This is a genomic window from Chitinimonas sp. BJYL2, assembly GCF_027257935.1.
GTDB lineage: Bacteria > Pseudomonadota > Gammaproteobacteria > Burkholderiales > Chitinimonadaceae > Chitinimonas.
In genome coordinates, this window is sequence record NZ_JANZKW010000004.1 from 191,128 (window position 1) to 206,578 (window position 15,451).

At 61.1% G+C, this 15,451-nt stretch carries 14 protein-coding genes; 5 read left to right on the forward strand and 9 right to left on the reverse strand.

Going from position 1 to position 15,451, the window contains the following annotated elements; all coding sequences use genetic code 11:
- Positions 1–3 precede the first annotated feature (3 nt).
- From folC to gluQRS, 8 genes are all read right to left on the reverse strand, one after another.
- Positions 4–1,272 carry a bifunctional tetrahydrofolate synthase/dihydrofolate synthase gene (folC, locus tag O9X62_RS12940; protein WP_269533313.1) on the reverse strand — a complete coding sequence of 423 codons (1,269 nt, stop codon included), beginning with the start codon at positions 1,270–1,272 and terminating at the stop codon, positions 4–6.
- A gap of 59 nt (positions 1,273–1,331) precedes the next feature.
- Entirely contained in the window at positions 1,332–2,201 is an 870-nt protein-coding gene (accD, locus tag O9X62_RS12945; RefSeq protein WP_269533314.1) for an acetyl-CoA carboxylase, carboxyltransferase subunit beta, read from the reverse strand.
- Between the two features lie 78 nt (positions 2,202–2,279).
- Positions 2,280–3,083, reverse strand: a complete 804-nt coding sequence (gene trpA, locus O9X62_RS12950) for a tryptophan synthase subunit alpha (RefSeq protein WP_269533315.1) — start codon at positions 3,081–3,083, stop codon at positions 2,280–2,282.
- Between the two features lie 98 nt (positions 3,084–3,181).
- Positions 3,182–4,405: a tryptophan synthase subunit beta gene (gene trpB / locus O9X62_RS12955; RefSeq protein ID WP_269533316.1), complete on the reverse strand. Its 1,224-nt coding sequence runs from the start codon at positions 4,403–4,405 to the stop codon at positions 3,182–3,184.
- A gap of 28 nt (positions 4,406–4,433) precedes the next feature.
- The gene (locus O9X62_RS12960) at positions 4,434–5,054 is read right to left on the reverse strand and encodes a phosphoribosylanthranilate isomerase (RefSeq protein ID WP_269533317.1); all 621 of its coding nucleotides are present in this window, start codon (positions 5,052–5,054) and stop codon (positions 4,434–4,436) included.
- Between the two features lie 20 nt (positions 5,055–5,074).
- Positions 5,075–5,857 (reverse strand): tRNA pseudouridine(38-40) synthase TruA, encoded by a 783-nt coding sequence (gene truA, locus O9X62_RS12965; protein WP_269533318.1) that lies wholly within the window; start codon positions 5,855–5,857, stop codon positions 5,075–5,077.
- A gap of 95 nt (positions 5,858–5,952) precedes the next feature.
- Positions 5,953–8,799 carry a FimV/HubP family polar landmark protein gene (locus O9X62_RS12970; RefSeq protein ID WP_269533319.1) on the reverse strand — a complete coding sequence of 949 codons (2,847 nt, stop codon included), beginning with the start codon at positions 8,797–8,799 and terminating at the stop codon, positions 5,953–5,955.
- Between the two features lie 135 nt (positions 8,800–8,934).
- On the reverse strand, positions 8,935–9,888 hold the full coding sequence (gene gluQRS / locus O9X62_RS12975) for a tRNA glutamyl-Q(34) synthetase GluQRS (protein WP_269533320.1): 954 nt from the start codon (positions 9,886–9,888) through the stop codon (positions 8,935–8,937).
- Between the two features lie 76 nt (positions 9,889–9,964).
- Between gluQRS and fdxA the strand changes: the two genes are divergently transcribed.
- Complete coding sequence (gene fdxA, locus O9X62_RS12980) at positions 9,965–10,303, forward strand: ferredoxin FdxA (protein WP_269533321.1); 339 nt, start codon at positions 9,965–9,967, stop codon at positions 10,301–10,303.
- A gap of 76 nt (positions 10,304–10,379) precedes the next feature.
- On the opposite strand, the gene prpR is transcribed toward fdxA, so the two are convergent.
- Positions 10,380–12,260: a propionate catabolism operon regulatory protein PrpR gene (gene prpR, locus O9X62_RS12985; RefSeq protein WP_269533322.1), complete on the reverse strand. Its 1,881-nt coding sequence runs from the start codon at positions 12,258–12,260 to the stop codon at positions 10,380–10,382.
- Positions 12,261–12,464: 204 nt separating this feature from the next.
- On the opposite strand from prpR, the gene prpB reads away from it, so the two are divergent.
- Genes prpB through prpC form a run of 4 tightly spaced genes read left to right on the forward strand, consistent with a single transcriptional unit; the run spans position 12,465 to position 15,450 of the window.
- Entirely contained in the window at positions 12,465–13,352 is an 888-nt protein-coding gene (gene prpB / locus O9X62_RS12990; RefSeq protein ID WP_269533323.1) for a methylisocitrate lyase, read from the forward strand.
- Positions 13,353–13,354: 2 nt separating this feature from the next.
- Entirely contained in the window at positions 13,355–13,900 is a 546-nt protein-coding gene (locus tag O9X62_RS12995; protein ID WP_269533324.1) for a GNAT family N-acetyltransferase, read from the forward strand.
- Complete coding sequence (locus O9X62_RS13000) at positions 13,897–14,289, forward strand: VOC family protein (protein ID WP_269533325.1); 393 nt, start codon at positions 13,897–13,899, stop codon at positions 14,287–14,289. Before O9X62_RS12995 ends, O9X62_RS13000 begins: the two co-directional genes overlap by 4 nt.
- A gap of 15 nt (positions 14,290–14,304) precedes the next feature.
- The gene (gene prpC, locus O9X62_RS13005) at positions 14,305–15,450 is read left to right on the forward strand and encodes a 2-methylcitrate synthase (RefSeq protein WP_269533326.1); all 1,146 of its coding nucleotides are present in this window, start codon (positions 14,305–14,307) and stop codon (positions 15,448–15,450) included.
- Position 15,451 lies beyond the last annotated feature (1 nt).

The window sequence follows — 15,451 nt, forward strand, 5'->3', positions numbered from 1 at the left end:
ATCTCAGCGCGGCTTCAATGCAAGCATGTCAGCCACGACCTTGAAACAACCAAAGGCCGCGATTCTATCATTTTCGCCTGCCGCCCGCCTTGCCGCCGCATAGGCCTCTGCCACATCCGGATACACTTGTACCCGACCCGGTGCGCCACTAGCAACAATCTGCCTGGCGATATCGTCTGCACTGGCGGCACGGGGAACGTCGAGCTGAGCAATATGCCAGACATCGATCTGGTCCTTGAGCAAGGCAACGATGCCCGCCACGTCCTTATCGGCCAGACCACTGAAAATCGCATGTGTTGTAGGGAAAAAACCCTGATTGGCGAGATTCTGAGCCAAAGCTGCAGCCGCATGCGGGTTGTGGGCGACATCCAGCACGATGGACGGGCGCCCCGGCAGTACCTGAAAACGTCCCGGCAGGCTTACTTCCAGAAGGCCACGCTTGAGGGCACCGATACTCACCGGCAGGCGCGCGTTCAGCGCATCGAGTATGGCGATGACCAAACTCGCATTGCCCAGTTGGAACGCGCCGCGCAATGCCGGAAATGGCAAACCGGGTTTCTGGCCGTTGCGGCCACGCCAGCGCCACTGGGTCGTTTCATTGGTGTAGCCAAAGTCCTTGCCGATCACCTGCAGGTCAGCACCGATATTGGCAGCATGATCAAGCAGCGATCGGGGCGGATGAGGATCGGCACAGAAGGCCACTTTGCCTGCGCGGTAGATACCGGCTTTCTCAAAGCCGATTGCCTCTCGCGTATCACCCAGATAAGACTGGTGGTCCAGATCCACGCTCACCACCGCCGCCACATCGGGTTCAAAGACATTGACGGCATCGAGCCGGCCGCCTAAACCCACCTCCAGCACCGCTACATCAACACCCGTGGCCATGAACTGGTGCATGGCCGCCAGCGTACCGAACTCGAAATAGGTCAGCGATATGTCGCCACGGGCCGCTTCCACTGCACGGAAGCTGCTGACAATGGCCGCATCGTCAGCTGGCTGCAAATCAATACAGACGCGCTCGTTGTAATGAATCAGGTGTGGACTGGCATAAGCACCCACGCGATAGCCCGCTGCACGGTACACCGCGGCGAGCATAGCGCAGGTGGAACCCTTGCCGTTGGTGCCGCCCACGGTAATGACTGGGAATGCAGGCTTGAGCTCCATCCGGCTTGCCACTTCGGCAACCCTGGCCAAGCCCATGTCGATGGCAGTAGCGTGCAGGCGCTCAAGGTAGGCAAGCCATTCCTGCAGGCTGTCGGAGTCAAAACGCATGGCGTATCCACGATGGACAGATCCTGTCGTGGATTGCCATCTTCAAGAAAGGTTGCCGATCAGAATACCGGGCTGGCCTGTTTGGTCAGCACGGCCAGCATGGTCGCAAGGCGTTGCCGTAGCTCCCTGCGATCAATGATGAGGTCGATTGCACCCTTTTCAAGCAGGAACTCGGCACGCTGGAAACCCTCCGGCAGCGTCTCGCGTACTGTTTGCTCAATAACTCGCGGACCGGCAAAGCCGATCAGCGCCCCCGGTTCTGCAATCACCACATCACCGAGGAAAGCAAACGAGGCGGACACCCCGCCCATGGTCGGGTCAGTCAACAGTGAGACAAAGGGCAAACCCTCGTCGGCCAAGCGCGTGAGGATGGCGCTGGTCTTCGCCATCTGCATCAGCGAGGTCAAACCTTCCTGCATCCGCGCGCCGCCCGAGGCAGAGACACAGATGAAGGCACAGCGGTTCTCGATGGCCGCTTGCACGCCTCGAGCGAAACGCTCCCCGACCACCGACCCCATCGAGCCGCCAATGAACTTGAATTCGAAGGCCGCAACGACCACCGGAAGCGAATGGATGGCGCCCTGCATGACGACCAGTGCGTCATCCTCGCCACTGCTCTCGCGGGCCGCGGTCAGCCGCTCGGGATAGCGTTTGGAGTCCTTGAACTTGAGAAAGTCGACAGGACGGACTTCAGCGCCAATTTCGATGCGCCCTTCGGCATCCAGCATCAGGTCCAAACGGCGGCGCGCCGAGATGGCGTTATGGTGGCTGCACTTGGGACAGACATCGAGATTGTTCTCAAGGTCGGTGATATACAGCACTGCCTCACAGGCCGAACACTTGCTCCACAAGCCTTCAGGAACGGATTTGCTTGTCCCCGCGGGCTTGGCTTTGATTTTTGGGGGTAGCAGCTTTTGCAACCAGCTCATTGTCGTCTCCAGCTCGCATGCAAATCTAGCGAGCGCTTGAAAATTCAAAGGGCCGCACTGGCGGCCCTCTCTTTTGTCTTAGTCCCGGGCAGCATCCATCGCGCCACGGACTTCCCGAAGGAACGCCGTTAGCCTTGGCGCAGCGTCAGCACCATGCTCCTCAATCTCCTGCACAAGGCGACTGCCGATGATGACGGAGTCAGCGACGCGGGCGATGGCCTGTGCGGTTGCGGCGTCACGTATGCCGAAACCTACTCCGATCGGCAGGCTCAATTGTCCACGCAGTGCCGCAATGCGTTCTGCGACATCGCTGGTATCAAGCGTGGCCGCACCGGTTACGCCCTTGAGCGACACATAGTACACATAGCCAGCCGCGTGCTTGGCAACCTCGGCCACACGGGCGGGTGGCGTGGTCGGCGCGAGCAGGAAAATCGGGTCAAGACCGTGCGCCTTGAGCGTACCGGACAGTGCCCCAGCCTCTTCCGGTGGCAAATCCACGGTCAGCACGCCATCCACACCCGCCTCTGCGGCGGCTGCCGCAAAGGCGGAATAGCCCATGGCCTCTACGGGATTGGCATACCCCATCAGGACTACAGGCGTGTCTGCATCCCGGCGGCGGAAATCGCGCACCATATCCAGCACCTGGCTGAGGCTGACACCATGCGCAAGGGCTCGTTCGGAGGCGCGCTGGATGACAGGACCATCGGCCATGGGGTCAGAAAACGGCACGCCCAGCTCAACAATATCGGCCCCACCTGCCACCAGGGCGTGCATCAGACCCACGGTGGCAGCAGGATGCGGATCCCCTGCCGTTACAAAGGGGATCAGGGCCTGCTTGTTCTGCGCACGAAGGCGCTCGAAAGTCGTCTGGATACGGGGCATAGTTCTCAGTAGGTCCGTCTGCCGGCACCCGAAGGCGCCGACAATGGGCCGCTATTCTAGCAAGAGGCAGGCTGTTCGCGCTGACTGAAGATGGATGATCAGAGTTCGATGCCGGAAATCCGGGCCACCGTGGGGATATCCTTGTCACCTCGGCCGGACAGATTTACCAGAATGGCCTGATCACGCTTCAACGTGGGGGCCAGCTTGCGGGCATGGGCTAGTGCATGGCTCGACTCCAGAGCAGGAATGATGCCCTCGGTACGGCACAGCTCATGAAAAGCTGCCAAAGCCTCATCGTCATTGGCCGCCGTGTACTCGACGCGGCCGATGTCCTTGAGATAACTGTGCTCGGGGCCCACGCCCGGATAATCCAGGCCGGCAGAAATCGAGTGGGTCTCGATGATCTGGCCATGGTCATCCTGCATCAGATAGGTGCGGTTACCATGCAAAACACCGGGGCGCCCTGCCGAGAGCGGCGCAGCATGACGACCGGTATCGACACCATCACCACCTGCTTCCACACCGATCATGCGCACACCCGGCACCTGGATGTAGGGGTAGAACATGCCGATCGCATTGGAACCACCGCCCACACAGGCCACTACCACATCGGGCTGACGGCCCAGCATGTCCTGCATCTGCACCTTGGATTCCTCGCCAATCACCGCCTGGAAGTCACGTACCAGCATGGGATACGGATGCGGGCCTGCGGCCGTGCCCAAGATGTAGAAGGTGGAATCGACGTTGGTCACCCAATCGCGCATGGCTTCATTGAGCGCATCCTTGAGCGTGCGGGAACCAGAGGTCACCGGCACCACTGTCGCCCCGAGCAGCTTCATCCGGTACACATTGGCCGCCTGGCGCTGAACATCTTCAGCGCCCATGTAAACCACACATTCCATGCCATAGCGCGCGGCTACGGTCGCTGATGCAACACCGTGCTGACCGGCACCGGTTTCGGCAATGACACGCTTCTTGCCCATACGCCGCGCGAGCAAAGCCTGACCGATGGTGTTGTTGATCTTGTGCGCGCCCGTATGGTTCAGGTCTTCCCGCTTGAGATAGATTTGCGCGCCACCAAGCTGCTCGGACCAGCGCTTGGCGTGATAAATCGGGCTGGGACGGCCAACGTAGTGCGCCAGCTCATAGCGATATTCGGCCATGAATGCCGGGTCCGCCTTGGCACGTTCGTACTCCTGACGCAACTCATCCAGCGCAGCCATCAGGGTTTCTGCGACGTAAACACCACCATAGTCACCGAATCGACCACGCAGGTCCGGCAAGGTGTAGTGATCGGGAATGGCAAAATCGAGGGTGGACATCCGGTATTTCCGCTTAACGAGTGGCTGCTCAGGCAGCTTGTTGGACAGTACGAATGAAGGCTTCGATCAGCCCGGCGTCCTTGACGCCGCGACTGGACTCCACGCCACTGGAGACATCAACAGCCCAAGGCTTGATCCGCTGGATGGCGGCGCCGACATTCGCAGCATCCAGCCCGCCCGATAACACCAGCGGCATGGGCAGTTCAGGCGGAATCAGGCCCCAATCGAAGGACTTGCCGGTCCCGCCGGGTGCCGCTTCGGACCAGGCATCCAGCAGCAGACCTCGGGCATCGGCATAGCGATCGGCAAATTCTAGCAAATCCACCCCCGGTTTCACGCGGACTGCCTTGATGTAGGGCCGACCGAACGAGCGGCAATACTCGGGCGTTTCGTCACCATGAAACTGCAACATATCCAGCGGCACGGTACGCAACACACCGTTCACCATGGCCGGATCGGCATCCACAAACAAACCCACCGTACTCACAAACGGCGGCAAAGCGGCGACAATTTCATGGGCACGGTTCATGGTGACATTGCGCGGACTGGGGGCATAGAACACCAGTCCGATTGCATCGGCACCGAGTAGCGCGGCAGATTTGGCCATGGCGACATCGCGCAGGCCGCATATTTTGATACGTGTGGTCATGCCATCAAGCCGGTCTCAAATCAGACCAGATAGTGGCGGAACGAGGGCTCACTGGCAATGGCAAAGCGGTCTGGATAGCTCACGCCGGCAAAGTAGAGCCCATCCGGCATGAAGGTCGGCGGCGCCATGGTGCGGTCGCGCGCGGCCAGCAACTCCCCCATCCATGCGGGTTCGGCGGCCCCCTTACCGATATGGATCAGGGTGCCCATCAGGTTACGGACCATGTGGTGCAAAAAGCCGCCAGCCGATAAATCGATGGTGTACAAACCCTGCGCATGGGCAATGTCACAGCGGGTCAGGGTCTTTACCGGACTCTTGGCCTGGCATTCAGACGAGCGGAATGAGGAGAAATCGTGCTCGCCGATCAATAGTCGGGCCGCAGCCTGCATGCGCGCCATATCGAGCGGCGCATGGTGCCAACCGACCTTTCCCGCCAGCAAGGCCGAACGGACCGGGTGATTGAGCAACAAATAGCGATAGTGCCGGGCGGTGGCCGAAAAGCGGGCATGGAAGGTGTCATCTACTTCACGGGCCCAGCATATGGCAATCTCGGCGGGCAGGAAGGTATTGACGCCACGAACCCAAGCCGTGATGGGCCGATCAGCCTGCGTATCGAAATGGGCAACCTGCATGGTGGCATGCACACCGGTATCTGTTCGTCCGGCTGCATGGACACGAATCGGTTCGCCGGCCATGCGACTGAGGGCCCGTTCGAGAACATCCTGCACGGTGTTGCCGCCGGGCTGGGATTGCCAGCCGCGATAAGCGCGTCCGTCGTATTCAATACCGATTGCGATGCGCATGCGCCGATCTACCCCGCTGAACCCTGAGACACACCCAAGAAAAAAGCGTGGATCTCATCGATCCACGCTTTTTTGATTTTACCAGCTAGTGACGCTCAGAGCTGTGCCAGCAAGGCCTCTGCTGTCGCCTTCTGCTCGGCATTCCCCTCGCTGGAGGCTTCTTGCAGGATCTCGCGAGCACCTTCGGTGTCCCCCATGTCGATGTAGGCGCGAGCCAGATCGATCTTGGTGGTAACCGGGTCATCGAGTTCAGCACCGAAGTCGATGACATCACCGGTGCTGGCTGCCTCCGGGGCAATATCGAGATCAAGACTGATATCGTCAAGCGGCAGGTCCGGCGTTGCCATCGAAGCGGGTTGTGCGGCCAAGTCGGCATCCACATCAAAATTGAAGTCAAGGCCCGTTGCCAGGTCCGGTGCATCCAGCTCGGCCATGGGCGCCTCGGCTGCAGGTGCCGACAGATCCGGCAAGCCCATGTCCGGCATGTCCAGAGCCACCTCGGCTGCGGGCGCTGCTTCAGCCGGCATGTCCAGAGGAATATCCAGCGAAAGGATACCGTCATCCGCAGCGGGCTCGGCAGCAACCGCTGCGGGTGCAGCCTCCGCAGGTGCATCCAGATCAAAACCGCCGATATCAAAATCCATGGATTCAGCCACGGGAGCGGGGGACTCTGCCTCTGCCGTCAGGCCGGGGACATCCAGATCCAGATCAGCAATCTGGTTGTCATCCATCACCGCCGGCGCGGCTTCAGCAGCGGGTTCAGAGCCAAAGCCCAGATCGAAATCGAGGCTGTTGCCTGCCTCCGATGCCGCTTCATCGGCCGTGGCGGGCACATCAAGCTGGAAATCCAGATCAGTCGCAGGCATGGGTACTTCAGCGGCGATCGGGCTGTTGAGGCGCGTGGTTTCGCTCAGCTCACCCAGCGTGCCGGCCGACAGGATCATCGTCTTGTCGAGATCGCCCGTATCAACGGGCGCCTGCTGCTGATAGAGCGAGTTCTGCGGATCCAGCACCCGGCCCATTTCGGCGGCCTGTGCCCACAAGGCACCCTGCCCCTGCGTTGCCGTGTAGAGCTCCTGCGCAACAGATTCAAACGCACCGGCATTCTTGCGGGCGTTGTAGATTTCAAGCAGCTTGAGGCGCACCTCTTGACGACTACCGTCGCGCGTCAGGGCGTCCTTCAGGATTTCTTCCGCTTGGGTGTCACGGCCATAGGCCATGTACACCTCGGCTTCAGCAATCGGGTCGACCTCGTCCGTATCAATCGTGCCCAAACCCGCACGGCTGAAATCAGTCAGGAAAGAATTCTCGGTCACGCCAGTGCTGATCACGGCGCCACCGGTATTGCCCACCATGGTGTTGGACTTGAGGTCGGAGCCGGTGATCACGCTGTCTTCAAAATTGCCCTTCTTGCGGCGACGAAGCGCCCAGATAGCACCACCAGCGGCCATCATCAGCGCAATCAAGCCGCCGCCAAGGACCAGGGGATTTTCCAGCAGGGTAGGCTCGGGTTCCGGCTCAGGTGGTGGAAGCGGCTTCTTCTTGGGTTTTGGCTTCGCCGCTTCTGGCTCAGCAGCGGGCTGCTTGGGCAGCTCGGGTGCCTTGACGATTTCTGCCGGCTTGGCCTCCTCGGCCTTGACGGGTTCAGCCGGCTTCTCTTCAACAGGCTTTTTCACTTCAACAGGTGCCGGCTTAGGCTCAGGCTTGATCTCGGCAGGCTTGGGATCAACCTTGGCTTGCGGCTTGGCAGCCTGTGCCTTGGCCGCATCGGCCTGCTTCTGCAGCTCGGCGCCCTGCTTGTTCTTGAGCGCCAGCAAGTCTTCAAGCTTCTTGTTGGTCTTTTCCAGCTCGGCGACGCGGGTATTCGCTTCAGCCAGGGCCTTCTGGCGAGCCGTTGCCTCTCCCTCCAGTGACTGGACCCGCTCCTTGAGCTTGGTCTCGTCGCCCTTGGAGAGCTTCAACGTATCTTTGGCGCTGGTTTCCTTGCTCGCGCCCTTGTCTTCGACCTTGGTCGCAATCTTGCCGCTCGCGCCGGTTTCGGTCGCAGCCGATACCGGTGCAGCGTCGGCGAGCTTGGCGCGATAGGCACGCCAGTCTTCCGCCTGCATGCGCACTTCGCGGCGGGCCTCGGCAACATCAATTGCAGCGACGGTCTCACGGGCGGGGATGGTGAGTACTTTGCCCTTCTTGAGGCGGTTCATATTGCCATCGAAGGCATCGGCATTTTCCCGATAGAGGCCTACCAGCATCTGATCGAGACTCACGCCCTCGGGCATGTTCATATTGGCCACGCCAACCAGCGTATCGCCACCCTTGACGGTGTAAGCCTGCTCACCACCCGCCTGCTCAGGCTCGGGCTTTGGTTGCGGCTTGGGCTGGGCCGGCGGCTCCGCCGGTTTGGCTTCAGGTGCTTTGGGCGGCGGCGCCAGCACAACGGCCGGCTTGGGCGCAGCTACCGGCTTTCCCGGCGCCACCTGCGACGGAGAAGGCTGGGGGGCAGCAGGCGCAGCAGCAACCGGTGCCACACCGGCAGCGTTGTAACCGATCGGGTCCAGCAAGGCGGTGTACTCACGCAATACCTTGCCACCCTCCCACTTCAGCTCGACGAGAAAATCGAGAAAAGGCTCGTTGACGGACTGGGCCGAAATGATCGAGATGAAATGCTGCCCGTTGCTGCGCTTTTCCAGATTGAAACGCAGGCCCAGGGACGCAGCGGGGAAGTCGATTTGCGCGTCTCGGTGGGAATCGGGCGAGGCCAATGCGGCGCGCAGCGAGTCGACTTCGGAGTTCTGTACGGCCACCAGATCGATTTCAGCACGTAGCGGCTGCCCCAGACCCGACAGGACATTGAGCCTGCCCAGACCTGCAGATTGGGCAAACAGCGGCAGTGCCGCCAAGGCTACGGCCATCGCTGTGGCTTTGAGTTTTGATTTGATTCGCACGGCTCCCACCTTTATGCGGAGTCACAATTTCAATAAGTAAATTAACATCATGGAGTTACACACGCAAGCTAACGTGCATTCTCATTTATAGTGCCACCTCATGTGAAATAACCACCTGCATTTGCGGCTTTTATTTCAATGAGATAGCCGATGATCTAGCTGTTCCGCCCGCAACACCCGCGAGGACGGCACCCTGTCAATCTGCCAGTTCTGAATCGCCCATTGCCAGATATCGGCCAGCTTTTCATTTAATAAAGCCGGCGGTGGCGATAAGCCCAGTGCTTGCATGGCGGCCCACAATTGCCGGCCGGCATCGGCCGGATCCAGCGCCGGCGCCAAGGTTTGTTTACTCAGCTTTTCGCCATTGGCATTCACCAAAACCGGCACATGCGCATATTGAAGCGAAGGATATGAAAGGCAGCGCTGAAGATGAATTTGGCGCGGTGTTGAATCGATCAAATCAGCACCGCGAACGACATGGGTAATTCCCTGCTCGGCATCATCGACGACCACCGCCAATTGATAGGCATAAAAACCGTCGGCTCGCCGAAGCACAAAATCACCCACCTGATCCGCCAGGTTTTGTGATTGCATTCCCTGTATCGCATCGAGATATTGAATCGTTTCCACCCCCTCTACCCGGACCCGGATTGCCCGCGCAATTCGACCGACAGCCACGCCGTCACGGCATGTCCCGGGATAGACCGGTCCATCCACACCCGGCCTGCTGGTATCCGCAATCTCCTTGCGGGTGCAGGCGCAGCCATAGGCAAGGTGACGTGCTTGCAGGTCGGCCAGCGCGGCAGCGTAAAGCGCATGGCGCCGGCTTTGCAGAACCACCTCGCCATCCCACTCGAACCCGAATGCGGCAAGTGTGCGCAGGATGCCGTCGGTCGCGCCCGGCATTTCTCTGGGTGGGTCCAGATCCTCAATCCGCAGCAGCCATTCCCCACTCTGGGCGCGCGCATCCAGGTAGCTCGCCGTTGCGGCGAGCAAGGAGCCCGCGTGGAGCAGGCCCGTGGGGCTGGGCGCGAAACGTCCGCGATAGCGCGGAGGGATTATGCTGCTGGTGTCTTTGGAAATAACCATCCGGGGCGGGAGCGACAAAGTGCTTCTGATACAATGCGGCCGATTACGCCGCTTTATTGATTAGGGAATACGCCTCATGACCTACGTAGTGACCGATGCCTGCGTAAAGTGCAAATATACCGACTGCGTTGATGTCTGTCCGGTGGACTGCTTCCGCGAAGGGCCGAATTTTCTGGTGATCGACCCCGATGAGTGCATCGACTGCACGCTGTGTGTGGCCGAATGCCCGGTGGAAGCCATCTACGCCGAAGACGATGTGCCGGCTGACCAACAAGCCTATATCCAGATCAATGCGGAACTCTCCAAGAGCCCCAACTGGACAACCATCGTCGAGAAGAAGGACCCCCTGCCCGATCACGACCAGTGGGCAGGCGTCAAAAACAAGCTCGCCCATCTGGATCGCAACGGCGCCTGACCAGTCCACGCCTTGCACCACCGCAAACCCGGCTCCGGCCGGGTTTTCTTTTGCCTTGCATGGCGAGCAGGCCCACTCAGGTCGGTTCGCCCAGCCAGCGCCAAAGCGTGGTCCGGCTGATCCCAAGTTGCTTCGCCGCGCCAGCCCGATCGCCGCGCGCCGCCGCCAGCGCCTGCTCAGCCATGGCGCGGCGGCTCTGGCGACTCTGCGCGACGACAGGTGTCGCCGGTGACAATGCCAGCTCGGGTACGAGCTGGCGTATGTGCTCCTGGTCAAGACCCACGCGCCCACGGAGTGCAACTGCAAGCCGCTCGATGACATTCTGCAGCTCACGCACATTGCCCGGCCAAGGGTAACTGCGCGCAGCTTCCAGCAAAGGTGCAAGCAGGGCATCCACACCTTGGGTCGCCCCCGCTCGATGCATGGCGTCTCGCGCCAACCGGCCGGCAAGCAGTCGCAGATCCTCGCCGCGCTCCGCCAAAGCGGGCAGTCTCAGGCTCAGGATATTGAGCCGGTAGTACAAATCAGCACGGAAGCGCCCCTCCCCCACGCTGCGGCGCAAGTCCGCATGCGTAGCGGCGATGATGCGCACATCGACAGGCACGGGCTCACCGCCCCCAAGCCGCAGCACCTCACGCTCCTGAAGCACGCGCAACAGCCGGGTCTGCAACGGCAGCGGCATGTCGCCGATTTCATCCAGAAACAACGTGCCGCGATTCGCCAGTTCGATCAGGCCCGGCTTGCCGCCACGACGCGAGCCGGTGAACGCACCATCCTCATAACCAAACAGTTCGGATTCCAGCAATTGCTCGGGAAACGCGGCGCAATTGAGCGCCACAAATGGTGCAACAGCACGACGCGAAGCCAGATGGATACCCTGTGCAAACAGTTCCTTACCGGTGCCAGAGCCCCCTTCAATCAAGACTGCTGCATCTGATTCGGCGTAGCTCTGCGCAAGCACGCGAGCTGCGACGATGGCCGGTGACTCGCCTATCACATCCTCAAGGCGGTAACGCGCCCGAAACGCTCTGCGACGATCTGCCACCCGCAGGCTGCGCTCCGCGCGTTCAATGGCGGTGGCGTCCTGGAGGGTCAGCACTGCTCCCACCGTGACATCCCCTTCACGTAGCGGCAGGCGCTGTGTGACCAGTGGTCGGCCGGCCAGCTGCGTGACCTCGTCCCGGCGCGCTTCACCGTCGCGTATCACGGCAGCAAGCGACAACAGGGGTTCGATATCCGACAGGCGACGCCCCGCCGCCCAGGCAGGCGACACCCCCAACAAGCGGGCGAGTGCCGGATTCAGCGTTTGTACGCGCTCGTCGGCATCGACCGCCACCACGCCTTCGGACAAACTCTCCAGAATGTGATCCAGCCGGCGCCGCTTGGCTTCCTCGGCGCGTGCCACACGAACGAGTTCAAGCGCCGCTTCCAGCGCCACAGCGATCGACCCAGCCGAATACACGAGTACGGCCGGCAAACCCGCCTCTCGGGCTAGATGCACGATCTGGCTGGAACCCACAATCACCGGCCGATCATGCTGAGCCATATCCCGGAGCAGTTGCCGTGCTTCGTCATCGCGGTCGTAGACAAGCGCATTCACATCCGGGCGCAGCAGCGGCCTGAGCGCAACCAGCGATTCAGCGAGTCGGCTGCGGGTGAGCAGCACAATCCGTGGCGCCAGCTCGCTGGCGCGCGCCAAGGCGTGGAGGATGTCGTAGCCAGCCACCGGGATGGGACTGACCGGAATGGCCAGCTGCGTGCGCAACCTCTCGGCTGTTTGCCCGGCAGCAATCACGGCATCGACAAGACCGGATCGGACCAGGCCCTGGATCACATCCACAGCCTCGTCGCCCGAACGCTCAATCAGGCTGACTTCCGCGCGGCCACGAAACTCCGGCAGCTGGCGGCGTATCAATTCGGCAAGGCCCCGCGTGGCAACAGCGGCAATTCTGGGCATGGCGGCATGTTTCATGTTTCACAATGTAACATGGCGACCGTTTCATTATGAAACAAAGCCATGCTGAGAGAGTCCTTGCCATGGCACCCTTAGCGCACACTATGCTGATGAATCGCAAGGCTTTTCCACCTTGTCTGCGCTTGCTCGCGTGCTGCTGGCAAGGCTTTTGCAACACCTCGGTCTACTTCATCAGGAGACACCCCCATGTCCGCACGTTCCGCCGGTGCCCGCTTCCGCCAGGCTGTTGCCACTGAAAAGCCGTTGCAGATTGTCGGCGCCATCAATGCCTACGCCGCCATCCTCGCCGAACACTCGGGCCACAAGGCGCTGTATGTATCGGGTGGCGGTGTTGCCGCCAGCTCCTGCGGCATCCCCGATCTGGGTATTACCACGCTGGAAGACGTGCTGATCGATGTACGCCGGATTACCGATCGCACCGATCTGCCGGTGCTGGTGGACATTGATACTGGCTGGGGCGGCGCCTTCAACATCGCCCGCACTGTGCGGGAGATGATCCGCGCCGGCGCAGGTGCAGTGCATATCGAAGACCAGGTGCTGGCCAAGCGTTGCGGCCACCGCCCCGGCAAGGCGATTGTGTCGGCTGAAGAGATGGTTGACCGTGTCAAAGCCGCCGTCGATGCCAAGACCGATCCGGACTTCGTGATCATGGCCCGCACCGATGCACTGGCCGTAGAAGGCCTGCAAGCCGCCATCGACCGTGCCTGCCGTTGCGTGGAGGCAGGTGCCGACATGATCTTCCCCGAAGCCATGGAAAGCCTAGAGATGTACCAAGCCTTTGCGGATGCGGTGAAGGTGCCGGTGCTCGCCAATATCACCGAATTCGGCAAGACCCCGTTGTTCACACGCGATCAGCTGGGCAGCGTGGGTGTGAGCATGATGCTGTATCCGCTCAGCGCCTTCCGCGCCGGTGCCAAGGCGCAGCTGAATGTGTATGAGCATATCGCTCGCGAAGGCACGCAGCAGAATGTGCTCGACACCATGCAGACGCGCATGGAGCTGTACGACCACCTGGGCTACCACGTCTACGAGCAGAAGCTGGACGCGCTGTTCGCCGCCGAAGGCAAGGTTTGACCATGGCATTCGAGCTGCGTGGTCAGCGCGTCATCGTCCGCGACTGGCGCGATAGCGACCTGCCCGCCTGGGTGGCAATGAATGCCGACCCCGAGGTGCGCCGCTATTTCAACGGCACGCTCAGCGAGGAACAAGCGCTGGGCGAAGCGGGGCGCATTCGTGCCCATGCCGAGCAACACGGCTTCACTTTCTGGGCGCTGGAGATCCCTGGCGTGGCTGACTTTGCCGGCTTTGTGGGCCTGCTGCGCACAAGCTACGAAACCCCCTTCACGCCCTGCGTGGAAATCGGCTGGCGACTCAGCCGCGCTACCTGGGGCAAGGGGTACGCCAGCGAAGCAGCACGCCTGTGCCTGGATTACGGCTTTGAACAGCTGGGTCTGGACGAAATCGTCGCCATGACCACGGTGACGAACACACCTTCGCGCGCCGTGATGGAACGCATCGGCATGACACGCAATCCGGCTGACGATTTCAACCATCCCTTCCTTGAGGCCGGCCATCCGCTGCAAGCGCATGTGTTGTACCGCAAGCGCAAAGGCCAGCCATGAGCATCTGCCGGCTCGATCACTACAACCTCTGGGTGCCGGCCGATCAGGTCGAGACCGTGCGCGCGTTCTATTGCGATGTGCTGGGTTTTGAGGTCGGGCCGCGACCGGGTTTGTCCTCATCGGGCTACTGGCTGTATGCGGGCGGCGCGCCGCTCGTGCATGTGAGCGTACGTGGCAGCGACGGCCCCAGCCCCACCGGCATGCTTAACCACATTGCGTTTGCGGCGACTGATCTGGACCCGCTGCTGGCCCGTCTGCATACGGCAGGCATTGCTTATGACATCAAGCCTGCCGATCACAGCGGCCAGACCCAGCTTTTCTTCCGCGACACCTGCGGGTTGCGACTCGAAATCAACTGCCCGACGGCACCGTCGGCACTCTCAAAATAACTCTGGAGACACACCATGACCGAGCAAGTCCTGCCCAAGCCGAAGAAGTCTGTCGCCCTCTCGGGTGTTGCCGCCGGCAATACCGCCCTGTGCACCGTGGGCCGCAGCGGCAACGATCTGCACTACCGCGGTTACGACATTCTGGATGTGGCCGAAGCCTGCGAGTTTGAAGAGATTGCCTACCTGCTCGTGCACGGCAAACTGCCCAATACCGCCGAACTGACCGGCTACAAGCTCAAGCTCAAGTCGCTGCGCGGCCTGCCTGCCAGCGTCAAAGCCGTGCTCGAAGCCACGCCGGCTGCCGCCCACCCGATGGATGTGATGCGCTCGGGCGTATCGGCACTGGGCTGCGCGCTGCCTGAGAAGGACGACCACAACATCGCCGGCGCGCGCGACATTGCCGACAAGCTGATGGCATCGCTGGGTTCGATGCTGCTGTACTGGTATCACTACAGCCATAACGGCAAGCGCATCGAGGTGGAAACCGACGACGACAGCATCGGCGGCCATTTCCTGCACCTGCTGCATGGTGAGAAGCCGCGCGATAGCTGGGTTCGCGCCATGCACACCTCGCTGATCCTGTACGCCGAGCACGAATTCAACGCCTCCACCTTTACCGCCCGCGTGATTGCCGGCACGGGCTCGGACATGCACAGCGCCATCACCGGCGCGATCGGCGCACTGCGTGGCCCCAAGCATGGTGGTGCCAACGAAGTCGCCTTCGAAATCCAGAAGCGCTACAACACACCCGATGAAGCCGAGGCCGATATCCGCGCCCGGGTCGAACGCAAGGAGGTGGTGATCGGCTTTGGCCACCCGGTCTACACGATCAGCGACCCGCGCAATGTGGTGATCAAGCGCGTGGCCAAGTCGCTGTCGGATGAGGCCCGTAATACCAAGATGTACGACATTGCCGAGCGACTTGAATCCACGATGTGGGACATCAAGAAGATGTTCCCCAACCTCGATTGGTTCAGCGCCGTCAGCTACCACATGATGGGCGTGCCGACCGCCATGTTCACCCCGCTGTTCGTCATTGCCCGCACCAGTGGCTGGAGCGCGCATGTGATCGAACAGCGTATCGACGGCAAGATCATCCGCCCGAGCGCGAACTACACGGGGCCGGAGGATCTGGCGTTTGTCTCCATCGAGAAGCGCTGAT

What these genes read in the sequence shown, in the direction of transcription:
- truA (WP_269533318.1), bottom strand. Translation starts at nt 5,857, where the DNA reads ATGCGCATCGCAATCGGTATTGAATACGACGGACGCGCTTATCGCGGC.
- O9X62_RS12995 (WP_269533324.1), top strand. Translation starts at nt 13,355, where the DNA reads ATGGCATTCGAGCTGCGTGGTCAGCGCGTCATCGTCCGCGACTGGCGC.
- prpC (WP_269533326.1), top strand. Translation starts at nt 14,305, where the DNA reads ATGACCGAGCAAGTCCTGCCCAAGCCGAAGAAGTCTGTCGCCCTCTCG.
- gluQRS (WP_269533320.1), bottom strand. Translation starts at nt 9,888, where the DNA reads ATGGTTATTTCCAAAGACACCAGCAGCATAATCCCTCCGCGCTATCGC.
- fdxA (WP_269533321.1), top strand. Translation starts at nt 9,965, where the DNA reads ATGACCTACGTAGTGACCGATGCCTGCGTAAAGTGCAAATATACCGAC.
- accD (WP_269533314.1), bottom strand. Translation starts at nt 2,201, where the DNA reads ATGAGCTGGTTGCAAAAGCTGCTACCCCCAAAAATCAAAGCCAAGCCC.
- prpR (WP_269533322.1), bottom strand. Translation starts at nt 12,260, where the DNA reads ATGCCCAGAATTGCCGCTGTTGCCACGCGGGGCCTTGCCGAATTGATA.
- O9X62_RS13000 (WP_269533325.1), top strand. Translation starts at nt 13,897, where the DNA reads ATGAGCATCTGCCGGCTCGATCACTACAACCTCTGGGTGCCGGCCGAT.
- folC (WP_269533313.1), bottom strand. Translation starts at nt 1,272, where the DNA reads ATGCGTTTTGACTCCGACAGCCTGCAGGAATGGCTTGCCTACCTTGAG.
- trpB (WP_269533316.1), bottom strand. Translation starts at nt 4,405, where the DNA reads ATGTCCACCCTCGATTTTGCCATTCCCGATCACTACACCTTGCCGGAC.
- trpA (WP_269533315.1), bottom strand. Translation starts at nt 3,083, where the DNA reads ATGCCCCGTATCCAGACGACTTTCGAGCGCCTTCGTGCGCAGAACAAG.
- prpB (WP_269533323.1), top strand. Translation starts at nt 12,465, where the DNA reads ATGTCCGCACGTTCCGCCGGTGCCCGCTTCCGCCAGGCTGTTGCCACT.
- O9X62_RS12960 (WP_269533317.1), bottom strand. Translation starts at nt 5,054, where the DNA reads ATGACCACACGTATCAAAATATGCGGCCTGCGCGATGTCGCCATGGCC.